General features: G+C 50.4%; 17 protein-coding genes, 1 other RNA gene and 1 other annotated feature. All 18 genes read left to right on the top strand.

The window, feature by feature from the left end; translation table 11 throughout:
• Window positions 1-69: 69 nt before the first annotated feature.
• The 18 genes from HMPREF1548_RS11945 (at window position 70) to HMPREF1548_RS11860 (ending at window position 21,090) form a co-directional block, all read left to right on the top strand.
• Window positions 70-1,767: a phosphoenolpyruvate carboxykinase (ATP) gene (locus HMPREF1548_RS11945; RefSeq protein ID WP_021636385.1), complete on the top strand. Its 1,698-nt coding sequence runs from the start codon at window positions 70-72 to the stop codon at window positions 1,765-1,767.
• Window positions 1,768-1,895: 128 nt separating this feature from the next.
• Window positions 1,896-2,080, top strand: a non-coding RNA gene (gene ssrS / locus HMPREF1548_RS28930) — 6S RNA.
• 78 nt (window positions 2,081-2,158) lie between these two features.
• Complete coding sequence (locus HMPREF1548_RS11940; protein ID WP_035321906.1) at window positions 2,159-4,828, top strand: SpoIID/LytB domain-containing protein; 2,670 nt, start codon at window positions 2,159-2,161, stop codon at window positions 4,826-4,828.
• Window positions 4,829-5,138: 310 nt separating this feature from the next.
• Window positions 5,139-5,978: a YihY/virulence factor BrkB family protein gene (locus HMPREF1548_RS11935; protein WP_021636382.1), complete on the top strand. Its 840-nt coding sequence runs from the start codon at window positions 5,139-5,141 to the stop codon at window positions 5,976-5,978.
• A gap of 272 nt (window positions 5,979-6,250) precedes the next feature.
• Window positions 6,251-6,533, top strand: a binding site (T-box leader).
• Window positions 6,534-6,759: 226 nt separating this feature from the next.
• Entirely contained in the window at window positions 6,760-7,983 is a 1,224-nt protein-coding gene (gene tyrS, locus HMPREF1548_RS11930) for a tyrosine--tRNA ligase (RefSeq protein WP_021636377.1), read from the top strand.
• Window positions 7,984-8,085: 102 nt separating this feature from the next.
• The gene (gene spoIVA, locus HMPREF1548_RS11925) at window positions 8,086-9,567 is read left to right on the top strand and encodes a stage IV sporulation protein A (RefSeq protein WP_021636375.1); all 1,482 of its coding nucleotides are present in this window, start codon (window positions 8,086-8,088) and stop codon (window positions 9,565-9,567) included.
• Between the two features lie 155 nt (window positions 9,568-9,722).
• On the top strand, window positions 9,723-10,559 hold the full coding sequence (locus HMPREF1548_RS11920) for a purine-nucleoside phosphorylase (protein WP_025491054.1): 837 nt from the start codon (window positions 9,723-9,725) through the stop codon (window positions 10,557-10,559).
• A gap of 24 nt (window positions 10,560-10,583) precedes the next feature.
• Window positions 10,584-11,009, top strand: coding sequence for a cytidine deaminase (locus HMPREF1548_RS11915; protein ID WP_102288381.1), 426 nt, complete (start codon window positions 10,584-10,586; stop codon window positions 11,007-11,009).
• A gap of 94 nt (window positions 11,010-11,103) precedes the next feature.
• Entirely contained in the window at window positions 11,104-12,408 is a 1,305-nt protein-coding gene (locus HMPREF1548_RS11910) for an amidohydrolase family protein (protein WP_021636372.1), read from the top strand.
• 255 nt (window positions 12,409-12,663) lie between these two features.
• The gene (locus tag HMPREF1548_RS11905; protein ID WP_021636370.1) at window positions 12,664-14,034 is read left to right on the top strand and encodes an NCS2 family permease; all 1,371 of its coding nucleotides are present in this window, start codon (window positions 12,664-12,666) and stop codon (window positions 14,032-14,034) included.
• Between the two features lie 465 nt (window positions 14,035-14,499).
• The gene (locus tag HMPREF1548_RS11895) at window positions 14,500-15,003 is read left to right on the top strand and encodes a GreA/GreB family elongation factor (RefSeq protein WP_025491058.1); all 504 of its coding nucleotides are present in this window, start codon (window positions 14,500-14,502) and stop codon (window positions 15,001-15,003) included.
• Between the two features lie 70 nt (window positions 15,004-15,073).
• Window positions 15,074-15,802, top strand: a complete 729-nt coding sequence (locus HMPREF1548_RS11890; RefSeq protein ID WP_035321922.1) for an MBL fold metallo-hydrolase — start codon at window positions 15,074-15,076, stop codon at window positions 15,800-15,802.
• A 21-nt stretch (window positions 15,803-15,823) separates the two neighbouring features.
• Complete coding sequence (locus HMPREF1548_RS11885) at window positions 15,824-17,512, top strand: MutS-related protein (RefSeq protein ID WP_021636365.1); 1,689 nt, start codon at window positions 15,824-15,826, stop codon at window positions 17,510-17,512.
• A 66-nt stretch (window positions 17,513-17,578) separates the two neighbouring features.
• Window positions 17,579-18,049: a ribonuclease HI gene (rnhA, locus tag HMPREF1548_RS11880; protein WP_035321921.1), complete on the top strand. Its 471-nt coding sequence runs from the start codon at window positions 17,579-17,581 to the stop codon at window positions 18,047-18,049.
• 132 nt (window positions 18,050-18,181) lie between these two features.
• The gene (locus tag HMPREF1548_RS11875) at window positions 18,182-18,532 is read left to right on the top strand and encodes a hypothetical protein (RefSeq protein WP_021636363.1); all 351 of its coding nucleotides are present in this window, start codon (window positions 18,182-18,184) and stop codon (window positions 18,530-18,532) included.
• Window positions 18,533-18,611: 79 nt separating this feature from the next.
• On the top strand, window positions 18,612-18,800 hold the full coding sequence (locus HMPREF1548_RS11870; RefSeq protein WP_025491061.1) for a hypothetical protein: 189 nt from the start codon (window positions 18,612-18,614) through the stop codon (window positions 18,798-18,800).
• A gap of 83 nt (window positions 18,801-18,883) precedes the next feature.
• Entirely contained in the window at window positions 18,884-19,894 is a 1,011-nt protein-coding gene (locus tag HMPREF1548_RS11865; protein WP_021636361.1) for a helix-turn-helix transcriptional regulator, read from the top strand.
• Window positions 19,895-19,920: 26 nt separating this feature from the next.
• Window positions 19,921-21,090 carry a pyridoxal phosphate-dependent aminotransferase gene (locus HMPREF1548_RS11860; protein WP_021636360.1) on the top strand — a complete coding sequence of 390 codons (1,170 nt, stop codon included), beginning with the start codon at window positions 19,921-19,923 and terminating at the stop codon, window positions 21,088-21,090.
• Window positions 21,091-21,117: the final 27 nt, after the last annotated feature.

Here is a 21,117-nt window from a genome sequence, read left to right as displayed (position 1 = left end):
TGCTGCCTCGAGGGGGAAAGGCTGCAATCACGCGGTACATAATACACACAAATAAAGGAGGACGTACTAATGTCAACAAAAGCGTATTATCCAATTTCCGAAATCGGCGCTGGTAAGACAGGTTTTTCCAAAACCAGATCTATCATTGAAGCTGCATTTTACGGAAATAATGTAGTTAAGATCAACACTCTGAAAGAGGCTTATGATCTTGCTAAGAATTCTCCTGGTACTGTTGTAACAGATATGCCTATTTACAGAGGCGATGAAATCGGACTTGAGAGAGATTCCAAGGTTCTTCTGTTCAACGACGGCGCAGTTACGGGCCGTTATGCAGGAGCACGCCGTATCAAAGGCGAACCTGGTGTAGATGCCGCAAAGCTTGACAAGGTAGTTATGGATGCTGTTTATGAGACACGTTGGAAAACAATGTATCATGCAGAAGTATACATCGGCCTTGATCCTGAATTTATGGTTAAAGCTCATCTGCTCATTCCGGAAGGCGAAGAGAACATCATGTACTCCTGGATGCTGAACTTCCAGTATATGTCTGATGAGTATGTAAGAATGTACAAGAATTCCAAACCTGTTGGAGACGGCAAAGAAGCTGATGTTTATATCTTCTCCGATCCTCAGTGGGCACCCACCAACCATCCGGATGTTGATTACAGCTGCTTAAGCGATCCTCTGACACTGTGCTACTTCGATACCAACGAAAACTGCGCAGCTATCCTTGGTATGAAATACTTCGGAGAGCACAAGAAGGGTACTCTGACAATGGCATGGGCTATTGCCAACAGAAACGGATATGCTTCCTGCCACGGTGGACAGAAGGAATATACTCTTGCTGACGGCAGAAAATATGTTGCTTCCGTATATGGTCTGTCAGGATCCGGAAAGTCTACTCTGACACATGCAAAGCATGGCGGAAAGTATGACATCAAGGTTCTTCATGATGACGCTTTCATCATCAATACAGATACCTGTGCTTCCATCGCTCTGGAGCCTTCTTATTTCGATAAGACCGCAGATTATCCTACAGGATGTGAAGATAACAAATACTTATTAACAGCTCAGAACTGCTCCGCAACTCTGGATGAGGACGGAAAAGTACAGCTGGTAACCGAAGATATCAGAAATGGTAACGGACGTGCTATCAAATCCAAATTATGGTCTCCTAACCGTGTAGATAAGCTTGACGCTCCCGTTAACGCTATCTTCTGGATTATGAAAGACCCTACCATTCCTCCGGTAGTTAAACTGAAAGGATCCGCTCTTGCATCTGTAATGGGCGCAACCCTTGCTACCAAGACATCTTCCGCAGAACGTGTTGCAGCAGGAACCGACCTGAACGCTCTTCGTATCGTTCCTTACGCTAACCCTTTCAGAACCTATCCTCTGGCTAACGACTATGAGAAGTTCAAAAAGCTGGTTGAAGAGAAGAACGTAGACTGCTACATCATCAACACAGGCGATTTCATGGGCAAGAAGGTTAAACCTGCCGATACTCTTGGAATCCTTGAGACCATCGTTGAAGAAAAAGCAGAATTCAAGCCTTGGGGACCTTTCTCCGATATCGAAATTATGGATTGGGAAGGCTTTGTGCCTGACCTGAAGGATCCTGAATATGTTGGCCAGTTAAAGGCTCGTATGCAGGACCGTGTAAATGCGGTAGAAGGTTTCGCAACCAAGAAAGACGGCTACGACAAGCTTCCTGACGAAGCACTCGCAGCGCTGAAGAAGGTTGTTGACGAAGCTAACACTCTGTAATTTTTAAAGAAGTGGAAGGGAAGGGCTAGTAACTGTTCAGACCTGTCTGAACAGTTACAAGGGTGGTTTACAGCCTTTCCTTTCCTTTTTTTTCTGTTGTATTTTCAGTACGATCAGGATATAATATAACTAACCTGAAATGTTCGATAACTCTTGTTGTTTTGAACCTACATTTACTTTAAACGGGACTCCTACATTGCCGCGTGGATGTCAGGCCCTCATTGCGCAGGGGAAGGCAGAAGCGCCGGTTGCGGTAACCCACCTAGCAGATAGCTAGGAGTCAAAAGACAAGAGCCGGCATTTTGGGGGACACAAAAGATAAGAGCAGCCTTCAATGGCTGCTTTTTTCAATCATTGAAACTTTCTGTACTGTTGAATATAAGGGGAGTTTATGGAAAGAGGCGGACGGGAAAGAGACAGCAGACAAAATCATCCTGCACGGTCTGCAAGGCGAAAGAGCACCATGCAGACACCGGGGCATAACCGGTATCTGGATGAAAAAAGAGACGCGCAGAGAAGGGAAGCGGAACGCAGGGCGGAAAAACGTCTGGCTGCCATAAACCGCGCCGGAAAACAGCAGAATCACAGACAGTCCCGGGGCAGGAGCTATGGTTTTGCCGGAAGAATTGGCCTGAAGGAAAACGCTGGCCTAAACAAAAGGGCGGGCCTGAATGGAAGAAATGGTACATACGGGGGAAATCCTCCGGGCGGAAGATGGATGAAGCTGACTGTGATTGTGCTGGGGGCTGCGCTGCTGTTTTTGCTGCTGATTCGGGCAATTGTGGAGATTACGGTGCCGCGTGCCGAAGGAGAATATCTGTCGCTCCAGGAGGCTGGTAATATGACCTGGCTGTTGGCGGATACTGCAGGGATCACGGACAGTAACGCATATGCATCGATTTTTGCCCGGGAGGCGTCTTCGGACAGTGACGGGATGCTGACCTTTTCCCAGTGGAAGCAGATTACAGAGCTGTTTCCGGATTGCGCTTTTGAGCTTCCCGGAGGCTACCGGAAAAAGGAGAAGGTACTGCAGGAGGACTGGTACCGTTTCTTTGATGAAGCCAGGAGGGTGTATGACCAGGAGGGGCGAATCCACGATATGGATTTGACACCCATTGGTTTTGGCGCTTCCGTTACGGACGCGGACGGCAGGGCGCTGGAAGAAAATGCTCTGATATCTGCAGAAAGCGCATATACTTATATGAGTGAACGGATCAGGGATTGTCTGTTTTTGCCGATAGTAGCGGTGGAAAGGGACGGTATTCTGTATGCTCTGCGTGAAAAGACGGGAACACAGTCTGAACTGTCCAACATCTGGCTTATGGAAGTGGAAAAGGATGCCCTGCGCTGCTTCTGGAACGATTATGAGCTTACGATTTCCATGCCGGAGGGAAAAGCGGAGCAGCTGGGAGCTTCCAGGGAACAGGTGGCGGATCTTTCTTTTGCGGACGGGGCGCTGGCGGCGGTTCATATGTGCACTGATAAGGTTTCCGGCAAGCTGTTAAAAATCAGGGACAATGGGGCGGAGATTGAAGGCCAGGGCTTTTATCCCTTTGCCGAAAAGTTGAAAATTTACAGGCTTTACGGAACTTTGAAAAAGTATTATACCACCGACTTATGTATCGGCTATGATTTTACGGATTTTGTAATAGAAGACGGGGAAATCAAGGCCTGTCTGGTAGTCAAGGAAGAAGCGATGGAGAATATCCGGGTGCTGGTTAAGACCTCGGATTTCGGAAGCGCTTTCCATGAAGCTCTGGAAATGAAGGCAGACTGCGACCTTTCTGTGATATCAGGCCCTTATGAAGCAAGGCAGACAACGGTGGTGCCTGCCGGAGAAACACTCGCGATAGGAAAAGACAGCGAGCTTTTTGCGGGAGGACGCGTCCGCATTGAGCCTGCGGTGCTCACCGGGCATATCAGCCTTCTGAATGTAAACCGCAGCCAGGGAGTGCCCTCATACCGGGGAAGCCTGGAGCTGGAAAAGCAGCAGGATGGGATCGTTGTGATAAACGAGGTGCTTTTAGAGGAGTATCTTTACGCGGTGGTTCCCAGTGAAATGCCTTCCTCATATCCGCTGGAAGCGCTGAAAGCACAGGCGGTATGCGCAAGGACCTATGCCTACGCGAAGATGCTGCATGCGGGGCTGCCCGCTTACGGCGCCCATGTGGATGACAGCGCAGGATTCCAGGTGTATAACAATATTACGGAAAATGTGGAAACGACCAAAGCGGTAAAGGAGACGAAGGGCGAGCTGGTTTATTACGGTGAGCAGCTGGCGGATACCTATTATTATTCTACCTCCTGCGGTTATGGGACGAATACGGGAATCTGGCTGAATTCCGTTCCGGAAAATTTCCCTTATCTTCAGGCGAAGGCCGTAAATGTGGCGGGAGTGACCGATGCGCAGGGAGATACGATTGACGAAAGCGTGAATGAAGCGGATATCAGTCCCGCCGGCTCCATGATGACTGAGGAGGAATTTGCCGCTTTTATCACCACCACCAGGGATTCTGATTTTGAAAAAGACGAAGCCTGGTACCGGTGGACCTATCAGGTGGATCAGCTTGACAGTACGATTCTCTATTCCAATATTGTAAAGCGGTATGAAGCCAATCCGGGTGCGATTTATGTCCGCCAGGCGGACGGCGGCTTTGCCAACCAGGCTCCGGTGGATCCGGGCCGGATTACGGATATTTACATCGCCGCCAGAAATGCTGGCGGTGTGGCGGAGGAGCTGGTTATCGAAGGAGAGAACGGAGCGGTAATGGTGAAAACGGAACACAATATCCGTTATGTCCTGAGCAACGGCACCAGCAAGGTAATCCGCCAGGATGGAAGCGAGTATAATGCGGCCTCCATGCTTCCCAGCGCCTTTTTTACCATGGAAACTGGAAAAGAAAATGGATATGTGGTAGGATATAGTTTAATTGGCGGCGGCTTCGGCCATGGAGTGGGCCTGAGCCAGAACGGCGCCAGAAGTATGGCGGCGGATGGCTGCGACAGCGACACCATATTGGGATTTTTCTATGAAGGAAGCAGCGTAAAAGCGGTTTACTGACCGCTTTCTGCGTCTCTGACGCGGGAACGGCGGCGCCGCGCTGGCAGTTGTGGCGCCGATGCGGGATGGATCATCCCAATCAAAGACCCCGCTGCAAGCAACGGGGTATCAAACTTGCAGCGCTGCAGAGCAGCGGGGTATTTGGTCTACGCTCCGCTTCGGTCGGTGCAAAACATGTGCCACTGGCACATAGCACCCCTCGCGGCAGTCGCCAAATATCCATGCAAGCATGGCTGCTTGGTTCGTTGCTCGCGGGAATAAATGCCATAAGCAGATTACAAAATAAAACGCAGGAAAGGAAAAGCGGTCAATGAGAATTTACAGGATTCTGAGAGGGTTTGGAAGACAGATGTCCCGTGCAAATGTGAATGCATATGCGGCCAGCACCGCCTTTTTCCTTTTTCTGTCCCTGATCCCCATGGTCATGCTGATTTGCTCCATCATACCTTATACGCCGCTGAAGGAATCCGATCTGACAAAGGCTGTCCTGCTTTTGCCAACAACGATTTCTCCCCTGCTGTCCTCTTTGATTGCGAGCATTTATGACAATTCCTTTGGTATTATGAGCGCCGCGGCGATTGTGACGATCTGGTCCGCGGGTAAGGGCGTGCTGGCGCTGATGCGCGGGCTGAATGCCATGAACAGCGTGGTGGAGGACCGGAACTATGTGCTGCAGAGAATTATAGCCTCCTTTTACCTGATTATTTTTCTGATTACCATCATATTTTTATTGATTGTAATGGTATTCGGAAATCTGCTGGCGGACACCATTGTGCGGCATGTGCCCCAGATGGAGGATCTCTTCGCGCTGCTGCTGCATTTCAGGGGGCTTTTTTCCTGGTGCGTCATGATCCTGATATTTGCGGTGATGTATACCTATATACCCAACTGCAAGCTGAAATTTTCCCACCAGATTCCCGGAGCCGTATTTTCCGCAACCACCTGGAATATTTTTTCCTGGGGCTTTTCTGTTTACGTCCAACATTTTAATGGATTTGACATGTACGGCAGCCTTACCACAATCGTCATCGTAATGCTCTGGCTTTATTTCTGCTTCTACCTTTTCCTGATTGGGGCGCATATCAACAGGTTCCTTGCCCCTTTCCGAAGAATCAGGGAACAGACGGCATATGGAAACGTAAGAAAATAAAAAAATCACCGGGGCACGGTGATTTTTTTATTTTACAGTAATTACAGGGCAGCCAGCCGCCGCGTGTTCTCGGGATTCATAAGTGTGAGACCGGACACCGGCGATACTAAGCGGCTTCCCAAAGGAAACCGCCGCCGCACTCCTCCCGGAACTGACTGCACCTATATTATAGTCAGTTCCGGCGGCTTTTGCAAGTTTTTAGAGTAACATGGGTTGACAGCCCGGAAGGTTTGTGATACATTAACGATAGTTTATAGCAAATGAATCATTTTCTAAAAACTGTGATGGGAAGAAGTAAGGAAAAGAAGAACCTACAGAAAGCAGCCGGCAGATGAGAGGCGCAGGAGATACTTTCCCGAATACATCCCGGAGTTTCGCACCCAAATCGTTAAGAGAGTAGGCTGCGACGGAAAGCAACCGTTATCCTGCGAAGAGTATCGCTGATGTTGGCCGGACTGCAGGCCGGAGACAGGACAGTCGTACTCGAAGAGGCAGACAGTGTGAGCTGGCTGCGAATGAAGGTGGTAACACGGGTAACAGACACTCGTCCTTTTTTCCGGATATGACGGAAAAAGGGATTTTTTTATTTGCGCGGGCAACGAGCCAGGCAGCCATGCCTGCATGGATATTTGGTGACTGCGCGAGGATCAAATACCACGTTGTTTGCAGCGGGGTATTTGATTTAAGGAAGAAATACGAGCGGAAAACCTGGCGGCGGCCTGAGAAAAATGTGAAATAGGTAACTGTGGGTTACCGGACAGTTACAAAAGGAGAATGAAAAATGAAAGTATTTGAAGAATTAAGAGCGCGCGGACTTCTGGCGCAGCTGACGGACGAAGAAGAAATCAGGGAACTGGTGAATGAAGGAAAGGCTACTTTTTATATTGGATTTGACCCTACGGCGGACAGTCTCCATGTAGGGCATTTCATGGCGCTTTGCCTGATGAAGCGTCTTCAGATGGCTGGAAACAAGCCCATTGCCCTGCTGGGAGGCGGCACCGGCATGATCGGGGACCCTTCCGGAAGAAGCGATATGCGTACCATGATGACAAAGGAAACCATTGACCATAACTGCGAATGCTTCCGGAAGCAGATGAGCAAGTTTATTGATTTTTCAGAAGGAAAGGCAATTCTGGCAAATAATGCGGACTGGCTGCTGGATCTGAACTACGTGGAGCTGCTGCGCGAGGTAGGCGCCTGCTTCTCCGTAAATAATATGCTGAGGGCGGAATGCTACAAGCAGCGTATGGAGAAGGGGCTGAGCTTCCTGGAATTTAACTACATGATCATGCAGAGCTACGATTTCCTTATGCTGTACAAGAAATACGGCTGCAATATGCAGTTCGGCGGCGATGATCAGTGGAGCAACATGCTGGGCGGTACGGAGCTTATCCGCAGAAAGCTGGGCAAGGATGCATACGCCATGACCATTACCCTGCTTTTGAATTCCGAAGGAAAGAAGATGGGCAAGACCCAGAAGGGAGCCGTATGGCTTGATCCCAACAAGACTTCACCCTTTGATTTCTACCAGTACTGGAGAAATATCGACGATGCGGACGTCCTGAAATGCCTGCGTATGCTTACCTTCCTTCCCATCGAGCAGATCGATGAAATGGACAAATGGGAAGGCAGCCAGCTCAACCAGGCCAAGGAAATCCTGGCATTTGAGCTGACCAAGCTGGTGCATGACGAGGCGGAGGCTGCGAAGGCCCAGGAAAGCGCAAGAGCGCTCTTTACCGGCGGGAATGCGGCGGAAATGCCCACCGCAGAGCTGACGGCCGCAGACCTTAGCGAAGGCAACATTGATATTTTGGACCTGCTGGTTAAATCCGGCCTGGTAGCCTCCCGTTCCGAGGGCCGCCGCGCGGTGGAACAGGGCGGTGTGTCCATGGATGGAGAAAAGGTAACTGACATTAAGGCTGTTTTTGCAGGAGAAGATTTCCACGGGGAAGGAAAGGTCCTGAAACGCGGCAAGAAAAACTTCAAACGTATTGTTGTAAAATAAGCCTTATCTCAGCCGGCTTCCATTCCTGTTTTTTTAGTCATATTCATTCCCTTCCGCTGCATATATTTGTAACAGCTAGGCACAGCGGAAGGGGATTTTTTTATGGACACTTTGCATACACAAAATTTATACAAAGACATTCAGTTAAGAACCGGCGGAGAAATCTACATCGGTGTGGTGGGACCGGTGCGAACCGGAAAGTCCACCTTTATCAAACGCTTCATGGATTTGCTGGTGCTGCCCTACATTACGGACGAAGCAGAAAAGGTACGCGCGCAGGATGAACTGCCTCAAAGCTCAGGCGGGAAAACAATTACCACAACAGAACCCAAATTCATTCCCAAGGAAGCTGCCCAGATCACGCTGAGCGGGGATGTGAACGTAAAGGTGCGCCTGGTGGACTGTGTGGGCTTCATGGTGGACGGTGCGGCCGGGCACATGGAGGACGATGAAGAACGGCTGGTAAAAACCCCCTGGTTTGAATATGAGATTCCGTTCACTCAGGCGGCGGAGATCGGCACCAAGAAGGTTATCAACGATCATTCCACCATAGGAATCGTGGTGACCACAGACGGCAGCTTCGGGGAACTGAAAAGAGAAAACTACATACCGCCGGAGGAGAGGACCATCCAGGAACTGAAAAAGCTCCATAAGCCTTTCCTTGTTCTGGTGAATTCCCAAAGGCCCTATGGGGAAGAGGCCCAGCACACAGCGGCGCAGATCCAGGAAAAATACCATGTAACGGCGCTTCCCGTCAACTGTGAACAGCTGAAGCGTGATGACATCAACCAGATAATGGAAAAGGTGCTTTACGAATTCCCGGTGACCATGATCGAATTCTATATGCCGAAATGGGTGGAAATGCTTCCCAATACCCATAAGCTGAAAGCGGATCTCATCGAAAAGGTGCGCACGATGATGGAAGGCATTGATACGGTCAAGGATGTGGTGGAAACCCAGGTGGCGCTGGACAGCGAATATATCAAGCGCTGCATTGTGGAAAAAATCAATATGGCGGACGGCAGCATCCGAGTGGTTCTGGATGTGGACGATAAATATTACTACGAGATGTTAAGCGAGCTTATCGGAGAAAATGTGGCCAGCGAATATCAGCTTATTTCCGTATTAAAGGAAATGTCCAGAATGCGCAGGGAATATACGAAGGTGCTTCACGCCATGGAATCCGTGCGGCTGAAGGGCTACGGGGTCGTAACGCCGGAGCGGGCGGAGATCAGGCTGGAGAAGCCGGAGGTCATCAAGCACGGCAACAAGTTCGGTGTGAAGATCAGGGCGGAAAGCCCGTCCATCCATATGATAAAGGCCAACGTCATCACGGAAATCGCGCCGATTGTGGGAACCCAGGAACAGGCAGAGGATCTGATCAGCTATATCGCGGATGCGGAGAAGGACTCAGACGGTATCTGGGAAACCAATATTTTCGGCAAAACGGTGGAACAGCTGGTCAATGACGGCATCACAAGTAAGATCGCCATGATCGGGGATGAAAGCCAGGTGAAGCTGCAGGAGACCATGCAGAAGATCGTCAACGACAGCAATGGCGGGATGGTATGCATCATCATTTAATAAGGAAAAGTAAAAACCGGAAGGCGGCTGTGGAAATGCGTGTCCACAGCGGTGCCTTCCGGTTTTTTCACTAGGAATTGGAAGGGGTTTCTGCTATAATGATACATTATATGGCTTATGCGGGCCAGAATAACTATAATAAAGGAGGCTTATCTATGAATCCCGTATATGATAAATTGTTGAAATGCTACGACAGCTTTAAACGTAAGATTGATTTCCAGCCGGAGGTTGCCATTGTGCTCGGTTCCGGGCTGGGCGATTATGCGGATGATATCAGAGTGGAGGCGGAGCTTGACTATCATGAGATAGAAGGCTTCCCTGTTTCCACCGTTCCGGGACATGCCGGGAAATTTATTTTCGGATATGTGAAAGATGTGCCGGTGGTCTGCATGAAGGGCAGGGTCCACTATTATGAAGGGTATCCGATTTCCGATGTGGTGCTTCCCACCAGGCTGATGAAGCTGATGGGTGCGAAGGTATTGTTTCTGACCAATGCATCCGGCGGAATTAATCCTTCCTTTACGGCAGGGGATTTTATGATGCTTAAGGATCATATTTCCCTTTGGGCGCCCAACCCGCTGATTGGCGCCAACATTGACGAGCTGGGAGTGCGTTTCCCGGATATGACGCACGTGTATGACGAGGATCTGCAGGAGCTTATCAGGGAAGCTGCGAAGGAGCAGGGAATTTCCCTGAAAGAAGGGATTTATGCCCAGCTTACGGGACCGTCCTTTGAATCGCCGGCAGAAATTCAGCTGCTTCACAAGCTGGGTGTGGATGCCGTGGGAATGTCCACTGTTGTGGAGGCCATTGCAGCCAATCACATGGGAATGAAAATCTGCTGCATTTCCTGCGTATGCAACCTGGCGGCAGGCATGACGGATAACCCGCTTACCCACGAGGAAGTGCAGGAAGCGGCCAATGCGGCGGCTCCCAAGTTCAAGGCCCTGGTGACGGAATCCGTGAAAAAATTCGGCGCAGCCTTAAAATAACGGCTGCAAAACGGGGAGATGGAGATGACAGACTATCGTAATTTGATTAAAGAAGCGATTCGGGCGCGGGAAAATGCCTATGCGCCGTATTCGGGCTTTTATGTGGGGGCCGCGCTGCTTGCGGCCTATGAGCAGGATGGAAAGCCGCTTATTTTTACCGGCTGCAATATTGAAAATGCGGCGTTTACCCCAACCAACTGTGCGGAAAGGACGGCTTTTTTCAAAGGTATCAGCGAGGGTGTGAGAGCATTCCGGGCGATTGCCATTGCTGGCGGGAGGCAGGGGGCGCTCTCGGATTATACCATGCCCTGCGGCGTGTGCCGTCAGGTGATGATGGAGTTCTGCAATCCGGAAACCTTTGAGGTAATCGCAGCGGTTTCCGAAGATGATTACAGGGTTTTCAAGTTGAAGGAGCTTTTGCCGGAAGGGTTCGGCCCGGACAATCTGTAGCGGGAATGCTGCGGGCGGGAGCTTTCTGCAGGGAAGAAAGGCTGCGCGGCGAAGAGAGCGCTTCAGCCATAATAAATAAGGAGAAGATTTTAACATGAAAATACGTTTGTACAATGCCAGAATCATGACAATGGCAGAAGGCTGCAGTCTGCTGCAAGGGGAAATCTGGGTGGAAAACGACAGGATTCTCTATGTGGGAGACGGTACGGATCTGGATGCGTTCTGCAAAAGGACAGGCATCCCCGGCCTGGCTGCGGATAAGGAAATTGACTGTGAGGGAAATGTGCTCATGCCCGGCTTTAAGGATGCGCATACCCATTCGGCCATGGTGGCCATGCGTTCCTTTGCGGATGACATGCCGCTGCAGGAATGGCTGAACACAAAGATTTTCCCTCTGGAAGCGAAAATGACGGAGCAGGATAATTACGATCTGACGCAGCTGGCCATCCTGGAATATCTGACCACAGGCGTAACCTCTGTATTTGACATGTACCTGTCACCGAAGGATATCGCCCGGGCATGTGTGGATATGGGAATGCGCTGTGTGCTGGTAAGCGGCCTGAACAAATTCGGCCCGGCGCTTGAGGTGATGGAGGAACGCTACCTGACTCTGAACCGGATGCATCCGCTGATTTCCTATATGCTGGGCGTCCATGCGGAGTACACCTGTTCCAAGGAGCTGCTGGAGCAGGTGTCGGAAATGGTGCACAAATATAAGGCGCCTCTTTTTACCCATATATCTGAAACAAGGACGGAGACGGACGAGTGTCTGGAGCGCTACGGCATGACTCCGCCGCAGTTCCTGGATTCCCTGGGACTGTTTGATTATGGCGGAGGCGGCTATCACTGCGTTTATTTCACGGAAGAGGATATGGATCTGTTCGCGAAAAAGGGGCTGCATATTATAACCAACCCTGGCTCCAACACGAAGCTGGCCAGCGGCGTGGCGCCGATTACCCGTTTCCTGGAAAAGGGAATCAATGTGGGGATAGGCACGGACGGCGCCTCCAGCAACAACTGCTTGGATATGTTCCGTGAAATGTTCCTGACCACGGGCCTTGCCAAGCTGAAGGAAAAGGATGCTTCTGCAGTGGACGCGGAGGAAGTTCTGAAAATGGCCACGGTCAACGGGGCGAAGGCCATGGGGCTTACGGACTGTGATATCCTGGCAGAGGGCAAGAAGGCGGATATCATCATGATCGATCTGCATCAGCCGAACATGCAGCCGCTTAATAACATTGCCAAGAATATCGTTTACAGCGGAAGCAAGCAGAACGTAAAAATGACCATGATTGACGGACGGATTCTTTACTATGACGGCAGGTTCCTCTGCTGTGACGATGTGGAAGCGCTTTATGCAAAGGCAAATGAGATCATTGCCAGGCTCAGCGCCGAATAACAAAATACGGGTTCCGGCGCGGCTGCTCTGTTTAGGGACAGCTGTGCCGGAATTTTTTTGCGACAGGACTGCTTTTACACTTTCCGTGAGAAAGGCGGCATCTGGACCATCTGCTGAAAAGGACCTCTGACGCCAGAATTCGCCGACGGAATTCGACAAAAGGGCATAGACAAAAATTGGATTTCAGTATACAATTAGTAACGTGTTCTTTAATTTATTACACTACTATTTAACACAATCTTAGGAGGTAGGGAGATGTTAGAAAAGTTCTTCAAACTGAAGGAAAACAAAACCGATGTGAAGACAGAAATCATGGCCGGCATTACCACGTTCATGACAATGGCTTACATCCTTGCGGTTAACCCCAACATTCTTTCCGCGGCGGGAATGGATGCTCATGCGGTTCTGATCGCAACTGCGCTTGCTGCATTTGTCGGCACAGCCATGATGGCACTGTTCGCAAACTATCCGTTTGCACTGGCTCCCGGTATGGGCCTGAATGCTTATTTTGCTTATACCGTAGTACTGAATATGGGATATTCCTGGCAGATCGCTTTGATGGCGGTATTTGTAGAAGGTATTATATTTATCATACTTTCTCTTACCAATGTGCGTGAGGCGATTTTCAATGCCATTCCCATGACCCTGAAATCCGCAGTCAGCGTTGGTATCGGACTTTTCATCGCCTTTATCGGACTTCAGAATGCTAAAATCGTTGTAAACAGCGATGCAACACTGCTTACCTATCAGTCCTTCAAGGGAGATACCTTCCATTCCATCGGTATCGGCGCTATCCTGGCCCTGATTGGCGTTCTGATTACTGCCATTCTTCTTGTAAAAAGAGTAAAGGGCGGCATCCTTTTAGGTATAATTATCACATGGATACTGGGAATTATCTGCGAACTGGTTGGCATTTACGTTCCCAATCCGGATGCAGGCATGTATTCCGTAATCCCTTCCGCAATCGTAAGCTTTGACTTTTCTTCCTTCGGCCAGACCTTCGGCCAGGTATTCAAGGCAGATTTCTCAGGAATCCGGATTCTTGATTTTATTGTAGTAATGTTTGCGTTCCTGTTTGTTGACCTGTTTGATACGCTGGGAACACTGATCGGTGTAGCATCCAAGGCCGATATGCTGGACAAGGATGGCAAGCTGCCCAGGATTAAAGGCGCCCTGATGGCAGATGCAGTGGCAACAAGCGTCGGCGCTATTTTCGGTACTTCCACCACCACCACCTTTGTAGAAAGTGCATCCGGTGTAACAGAAGGCGGACGTACGGGCCTGACAGCGATTACCACAGGACTTCTGTTCCTGCTTGCGCTGATTTTCTCACCCCTGTTCCTTACCATCCCTTCCTTTGCAACAGCTCCTGCATTGATCATTGTAGGCTTCTATATGATGGGTGCGGTTGTGAAGATCAACTTTGAAGATATGTCGGAAGCGATTCCCTCATTCCTGTGCATTATCGCTATGCCTCTGGCATACAGCATTTCTGAAGGTATCGCCATCGGCGTTATTTCCTGGACACTGCTGAACCTGCTGACAGGAAAAGCAAAGGACAAGAAGATCAGCATCCTGATGTATGTGCTTACAGTCCTGTTTATTCTGAAATATATTTTCCTGTAATCAGCAAAACGGCAATTTCACATTTATGGCGGAAATCCATGCGGAACCGTCATGTGATAATTGTAACTGTGGGGGGGAAAACAGTTATCTGCCCGGATTCTTCACAGCTGCTGATAATTACATAATAAAGAAGCTTATGAAAAGAGCCTCTGCCGTCCATGTGACCGCGGAGGCTCTTTTTTGACAGAACAGCATTTTAACCGACAGGGGAATGGCAGGGAAAACATAAATTTTTATAAATTTTTCCGGGAAGGATAAACAGATGGAAAAATGTATGGTACAATATCCCGGAAGCTTATTGGGCGGCAAATGTATAGGACAGAGCTGCCGAAGTGATAAAAAGATTACAGTTCTACGAATGTATAACGGCGGCAGGCAGCCGGCCCACCGCACAGCGATTTTTAATGGCGGGAGGCAGCCGCAGTTGGGCCTGGGCAAAACTGTGGCATGAAAAGGAGTGATAATATGCATAACCAGTTGACAGAAAATGATATCAAAAGAATGAAGGAAGAGATTGAGTACAGGAAGCTGGTAGTACGCAAGGAGGCGCTGGAGGCGGTGAAGGAAGCCAGGGCCCAGGGCGACTTAAGTGAAAATTTTGAATACTATGCGGCAAAAAGAGAGAAGAACCGGAATGAAAGCAGAATCCGTTTCCTGGAGAGGATGATCAAGACGGCGGAGGTGATATCCGACGATTCCAAAGAGGACGAGATCGGTGTAAACAATACGGTGGAGCTGTTCTTTGAAGAGGATGGTACCACGGAAACGATGAAAATCGTCACCACCATGCGCGGAAATTCCCTGGAAGGCCTGGTGAGCACGGAATCCCCCATTGGCAGGGCGCTTCTGGGACACCGGGAAGGGGACAGGGTATACGTTGAGGTGAACAGCAGCTACGGCTACTATGTGGTGGTCCGTTCCATCCGGAAAACCATTGACGACGGCTCTGATAAAATCAGGAGCTTTTAAGGAGCCTCGGGCGCTGCCGGCAAGCCGGCCTGCGGATGGTTTATAGGAAAAGGACGGGAAAGGAATGGCTATGAAAATTACTTATATCGCGCACAGCGGCTTTTGCGTGGAGCTGGAGAAACATGTGCTGCTGTTTGACTATTTTACAGGAGAGCTTCCTTCGTGGGATAAGGAGAAAACAATACTGGTATTTGCTTCCCATAAGCATCAGGACCATTTCAGCCTGAGAATTCTGGAGCTGCGGAAGGAATATCCTCATATACATTATTTTTTCGGAAATGATATCAAGCTCAAGCCCGACTATCTGCTCCGCAAAAAGGCGGATCCGGAGGCGCTGTCCGATGTAACGGTGATGAAGGCGCATGAACAGACCGGTTATGGCGGGGAAGGCCAGGCTGTGACAGTCCGTACGCTGAAATCCACGGATGAAGGCGTTGCGTTTCTTGTGGAAGCGGAGGGGAAGACCTTTTACCATGCAGGGGATTTAAACTGGTGGCACTGGGAAGGGGAGCCCGCGAGCTGGAACCGGAATATGGAGACTGGCTTCAGGCGGGAAATCGACAGCATTGCAGGAGAACGCTTTGACGCGGCTTTCGTACCGCTTGATCCCAGGCTGGAAGCGGCGTATGGCCTGGGGATGGATTATTTTCTCCAGAAGACATCGGCAACCCACGTATTCCCCATGCATATGTGGGAGGAATACGGCTATATTTCCAAATATAAGGAAACACAGACCGGACGGCAGCATGCGGCGCAAATCGTTGACATCAGCAGACGCGGAGAAGAATTTATGCTTTAAAAAAGCAGGAGGAACTTGCATATGGAATTGCTTATGATACTGGTGCTCGTCATAGCGGCCGTATTGGCCGTATTTATAAAGGGAGCGGCGGATGAACGCGTAAAGCAGCGCAGGCAGAAGCGGAAAATACATGAAGGCTTCGGCGCAGTGCCGGACAGAGACTATTCGGACGAGGAGCTTTCCAGCATACCCGGCTATTTTTCCATGCATCAGGAGCCGGAACAGGTGGATGATATCACCTGGAACGATCTTGGCATGGATCAGCTTTTTTTCCGGATGAACCAGACCTATTCCTCCGCCGGACAGGAATATCTCTATTATCTGTTGAGGACCCCGCAGCTGAAAGATGCAAAGGCGCTGGACGCCATGGAAGAAAAAATTACCTGCTTCGGGCAGCAGGAGCAGATGCGTGAACAGCTGCAGTATGCCTATATGCAGCTGGGCAGAAGCGGAAAATATTCCGTCTATGATTATCTGAATTACCTTGACAATCTGGGAGAGCGCAGCAGCCTTTCCCATATAATCTGTGATCTTCTGCTCATTCCGGCCATTGGCATGGTTATCGTTTCCCCGCCCATTGGCATGATGTTCCTTTTCCTTCTTTTTACGGTAAATATTTTCGGCTATATGAAACAGAAGCATGAAATCGAGCCTTATCTTACCAGCTTTGCCTATGTCCGCCGGATACTGGATTTTTCGGCTCGGATCAGGAAAATGGACATCCCTGTGCTGAAAGAGGAATGGGAGGAACTGAAAATACTGGAGGGCAAATTCGGCAAATTCCGTTACAGCGCCATGCTCGGCATGCGCGGAAGCGATACGGCAGGAGATCCCCTGTCCCTGATACTGGACTATGTAAATATGCTCCTTCACCTGGATCTCATCTGCTTCAACACCATGCTTAAGGAGGTCAGGAAGCACCTTACGGACATCGACAGAATGATCACCATTGCCGGAAAAACGGAAGCCTGCATAGCCATCGCCTCCTACCGTGCGTCCCTGGCTTCCGGCTGGTGCAGCCCGCGCCTGACGGAGGACAGCAGGGAAAGCGTACGCCTTGAAATCAGGGGACTCTATCATCCTCTGCTGGAAGAGCCTGTGAAAAATGATATCCTGGCAAAGCAGGGTATCCTGGTCACCGGCTCCAACGCCTCCGGAAAATCCACCTTTCTGAAGGCCGTGGCTCTGAATGCACTGCTGGCCCAGACAATCCATACCTGCACCGCCGATTTTTATTCGGGGGGCCTGTACCGCATCATGACCTCCATGGCCCTGCGTGACGATCTGGAAGGCGGGGAAAGCTACTATATTGTGGAAATCAAATCCCTGAAACGGATTCTGGATGCGGCAAGGGAAGGCAGCGCCCCTGTCCTCTGTTTTGTGGACGAGGTCCTGCGGGGCACCAACACCGTGGAACGGATCGCCGCCTCCACCCAGATCCTGCGAAGCCTCAGCCGCCCCGGCGTCCTCTGTTTTGCAGCCACGCATGACATTGAGCTGACGGAGCTGCTGGCGGACTGCTATGACAATTACCATTTTGAAGAAGAAATCATGGAAGGAGACATTCTTTTCAATTATATACTCCGTTCCGGAAAAGCAATGACCCGCAATGCGATACGCCTGCTCGGCATCATCGGCTATGAAAATGCAATCATTGAAGAAGCCAATGCACTGGCCGCGCATTTCCTGGAAACCGGAAACTGGACGTAACGGCGGAAAATACCATACAGTGACGGCCGGACAAAAATGACTATTGCAAGAAATGAGGGAAAATCAATGAAAGTAACCATATACACAGACGGAGCCGCAAGAGGAAACCCGGAAGGCCCCGGCGGCTACGGAACCATTCTCCAATACGTGGATCAGAAAGGGAACCTGCACGAAAAAGAACTCTCCGGCGGCTATATCAAAACCACCAACAACCGCATGGAGCTCATGGCGGTCATAGCCGGGCTGGAAGCCCTCAACCGCCCCTGTGAGGCTGAGGTTATCTCAGACTCCAAATACGTAACGGATGCCTTCAACAAACACTGGATAGACGGCTGGCTCAAAAAAAACTGGAAAGGAGCCTCCGGCCCCGTTAAAAACGTAGACCTCTGGAAACGCCTCCTGAAAGCCGCCGCCCCCCACACCGTCACCTTTACATGGGTCAAAGGCCACGACGGCCACCCCGAAAACGAACGCTGCGACACCCTGGCCACCACCGCCGCCGACGGCACCAACCTGCTCCCGGACCCCGGCGTCTGACTGAAAGCCGGCCTGACCTGCGCTGCCTGTTGCCTGGTTCATTCCTGCCGGTGAATACAATACCTGCACCAATCAGCCACATGAATACGGAAACCAAACCTGCAACACATTTGCATTTTGAGAGGTAAAGCGATGCTGCTATATCACGGAAGCAATACCCCCGACATCAAAATCCTCAAGCCCCGCCAGGCGGATCATGACAGACCCTATCTGTATATGACCACGATAAAAATAGTAGCAGGCTTTTACCTGATAAATACGGTAGAACGCCCCTATTACTGGTTCCCCTATGGCTTTGAGAAGGACGGCACCGTACATTACCAGGAATGGTATCCCAATGCCCTCAGGGAAGCGGCAGAAGGCAAAAAAGGATACATCTATACAATAGAAGCCAAAGAGGAAGACACCCTCCCGCTCCCAAACATCCCCTGCGGATGGCTGCGCCGGAATCTCATCCCCCCTCTTGACGGCCTGTACCAATAAATGTTATGATAAATAAGACCGCGGGGCAACACCGCGCCGAAATCGAAAGCCTGTGATTCAGGCAAGGGGTTTGAAGCAAATGGCTGATTTTACATTATTTTTGAATTCATTTTTATCCTATTTACTGCTTTTTGTACTGATTGCAGTGCTGGCTGTTATTGCCGTTGCAATCGGCATCACCATGCGGAAGAAGAAAAATGCCAGGGAGGCTGCGGAAGCCCTGACCCGGGGGACAGAAGAAGCACAGGCGCCGGGAACGCAGTCCTGACAGAAAACCGGGAGAAATGTTTACGTTTAACCAAAAGAGTGGGAATGTCCCGCTCTTTTTTGTGAGTAGTGCGGGGATTTGTCATGCCAAAATCATCGAATCAGAAGCTGAAGCTGCTTTACCTGCTGAAAATCCTGCGGGAGGAAACCGACGAGGAGCATTTCCTCAATTCCCAGCAGCTCATTGAGCGCCTTGCCCGGTGGGATATCAGCGCGGAACGGAAAAGTATCTATGATGATATTGCCCGGCTCATGGATTTCGGCTATGATATCGTCCATGTGAAAAATAAGGCCGGCAGCGGCTACTATATGGGTTCCCGGGAATTTGAGCTTCCTGAGCTGAAGCTTCTGGTGGATGTGGTTCAGGCCTCCCGTTTTATCACCCAGCGAAAATCCAGGGAACTGATACAGAAGCTGGAGCAGTTCGTCAGCGCCAAGGAAGCGACGCAGCTGCAGCGCCAGGTATATGTGGCGGGCAGGGTGAAGACGGAAAACGAAAGCATTTACTATAATGTGGATTTCATACACAGAGCCATCCAGGAAAACAGACAGATTTCCTTTCAGTATATGGAATGGACGCTGGATCGGAGGCTGGTTCCCCGTAAAGGCGGGGAGCGGTATGTGATCAGCCCCTGGGCGCTGTCCTGGAATGATGAAAATTATTATCTCATCGGCTATGATGCGGCAGCGGATCAGCTGAAGCATTACCGGGTGGATAAAATGGGATCCATCCAGCTGACGGCATTGGAAAGAGAGGGCGGCAGCGCTTTTAAAAGCTTTGATATCGCCGCTTATACCAATAAAACCTTCGGCATGTACGGAGGAAAAGAAGAGACGGTGTCCCTGGAGTTTGCGGACAGGCTGATCGGCGTGGTGATTGACCGGTTCGGAAAAGAAACGGACATCCGCAGGCTGGCGGAGGGAACCTTCCGTATCCGGGTGAAGGTGGCTGTCAGCGGACAGTTTTTCGGGTGGCTGACAGGCCTTGGAATCCAGGCCAGGCTTACCGGGCCGCCGGATGTGGTTGAGGAATACAAAGAATATCTTAAAAAAATAAACAAACTGTATGAGGAAGGCCGTTTTGAGGAAGCATAACAGGGAACGGCAGACAGGAGGAAGACATGGAGCTTCATTTTGCATCCAGAATGAAGGATTATGAGGAAGGTATTTTTCAGGTATTAAATGAAAAGAAAAATGAACTGGAGCGGCAGGGGAGAAAGGTGTATAACCTTTCCGTGGGAACGCCGGATTTCAAGCCGCAGCAGAGGATCATCGACGCAGTGGTGAGCGCGGCGGGAAAGCCTGAAAATTATAAATATGCGCTTCGGGATCTGCCGGATCTGACGGATGCGGTGATCAGCCGCTATCAGAAACGCTACGGCGTGCAGCTGGAGCCGGAGGAAATCATGTCCGTCTATGGTTCCCAGGAAGGGATCGCCCACGTGGGCCTTTCCCTCTGCGATGAAGGTGATATTGTCCTCGTGCCGGATCCGGGCTATCCGATTTTTGCCATCGGGCCGTCTCTGGCGGGAGCGAAGCTGGTAACCTATCCTTTAATGGAGGAAAACCACTGGCTGCCCGATCTGGAGGCGTTGGGGAAAACGGCGGATAAAGCAAAGTTTATGATAGTTTCCTATCCGATGAACCCCATATGTAAATGCGCCCCCCATTCTTTTTACGAGGAACTGATTCCCTGGGCGAAGGCACATGAACTGGTCATCATCCATGATAATGCCTATTCGGATATTATTTATGACGGAAGGCAGGGGATTTCCATTCTTTCCATTCCGGGGGCAAAGGAAGTTTGCGTGGAATTCTATTCCCTTTCCAAATCCTATAACTATACGGGGGCCAGGATGGGCTTCCTTACCGGAAACAGGGAGCTGGTGCAGAACTTCAAAAAGCTGCGTTCCCAGATTGACTACGGAACCTTCCTGCCTGTGCAGTATGGAGCCATTGCAGCGCTGACCGGGCCGGACGAGCCTGTGCTTCTCCAGTGTGAGGAATACAGTAAAAGAAGGGATGCCCTGTGCGGCGGCTTCCGTTCCATCGGCTGGAATGTGCCGGACAGCGAAGGCACCATGTTTGCCTGGGCGCCTGTACCGGAAGGTTTTGACGACGATACCGCATTCGTCATGGAGCTTATGGAGAAAACAGGCGTGCTGTGTACGCCGGGAAGCAGCTTTGGCGAGCTGGGAAAAGGACATGTACGTTTCGCCCTCACCCTGCCTGTGGAGACGATCAGGGAGGCTGTGGAAGCAGTCAGAAGGAGCGGAATCCTTTCCAGATAACAGGAGAAAGGCAGATATCGGGACAGG

Source organism: Clostridium sp. KLE 1755 (assembly GCF_000466465.2).
Classification (GTDB): Bacteria; Bacillota; Clostridia; order Lachnospirales; family Lachnospiraceae; genus Eisenbergiella; species Eisenbergiella porci.
The sequence above is the reverse complement of the archived record's forward strand: the minus strand, read 5'-3'. Positions and strand labels throughout refer to the sequence as shown.

Coding starts and splice junctions, on each gene's coding strand:
- HMPREF1548_RS11895 (WP_025491058.1), top strand. CDS start 14,500: ATGCATAACCAGTTGACAGAAAATGATATCAAAAGAATGAAGGAAGAG.
- HMPREF1548_RS11945 (WP_021636385.1), top strand. CDS start 70: ATGTCAACAAAAGCGTATTATCCAATTTCCGAAATCGGCGCTGGTAAG.
- rnhA (WP_035321921.1), top strand. CDS start 17,579: ATGAAAGTAACCATATACACAGACGGAGCCGCAAGAGGAAACCCGGAA.
- HMPREF1548_RS11905 (WP_021636370.1), top strand. CDS start 12,664: ATGTTAGAAAAGTTCTTCAAACTGAAGGAAAACAAAACCGATGTGAAG.
- HMPREF1548_RS11940 (WP_035321906.1), top strand. CDS start 2,159: ATGGAAAGAGGCGGACGGGAAAGAGACAGCAGACAAAATCATCCTGCA.
- HMPREF1548_RS11935 (WP_021636382.1), top strand. CDS start 5,139: ATGAGAATTTACAGGATTCTGAGAGGGTTTGGAAGACAGATGTCCCGT.
- spoIVA (WP_021636375.1), top strand. CDS start 8,086: ATGGACACTTTGCATACACAAAATTTATACAAAGACATTCAGTTAAGA.
- HMPREF1548_RS11860 (WP_021636360.1), top strand. CDS start 19,921: ATGGAGCTTCATTTTGCATCCAGAATGAAGGATTATGAGGAAGGTATT.
- HMPREF1548_RS11875 (WP_021636363.1), top strand. CDS start 18,182: ATGCTGCTATATCACGGAAGCAATACCCCCGACATCAAAATCCTCAAG.
- HMPREF1548_RS11870 (WP_025491061.1), top strand. CDS start 18,612: ATGGCTGATTTTACATTATTTTTGAATTCATTTTTATCCTATTTACTG.
- tyrS (WP_021636377.1), top strand. CDS start 6,760: ATGAAAGTATTTGAAGAATTAAGAGCGCGCGGACTTCTGGCGCAGCTG.
- HMPREF1548_RS11865 (WP_021636361.1), top strand. CDS start 18,884: ATGCCAAAATCATCGAATCAGAAGCTGAAGCTGCTTTACCTGCTGAAA.
- HMPREF1548_RS11890 (WP_035321922.1), top strand. CDS start 15,074: ATGAAAATTACTTATATCGCGCACAGCGGCTTTTGCGTGGAGCTGGAG.
- HMPREF1548_RS11915 (WP_102288381.1), top strand. CDS start 10,584: ATGACAGACTATCGTAATTTGATTAAAGAAGCGATTCGGGCGCGGGAA.
- HMPREF1548_RS11885 (WP_021636365.1), top strand. CDS start 15,824: ATGGAATTGCTTATGATACTGGTGCTCGTCATAGCGGCCGTATTGGCC.
- HMPREF1548_RS11910 (WP_021636372.1), top strand. CDS start 11,104: ATGAAAATACGTTTGTACAATGCCAGAATCATGACAATGGCAGAAGGC.
- HMPREF1548_RS11920 (WP_025491054.1), top strand. CDS start 9,723: ATGAATCCCGTATATGATAAATTGTTGAAATGCTACGACAGCTTTAAA.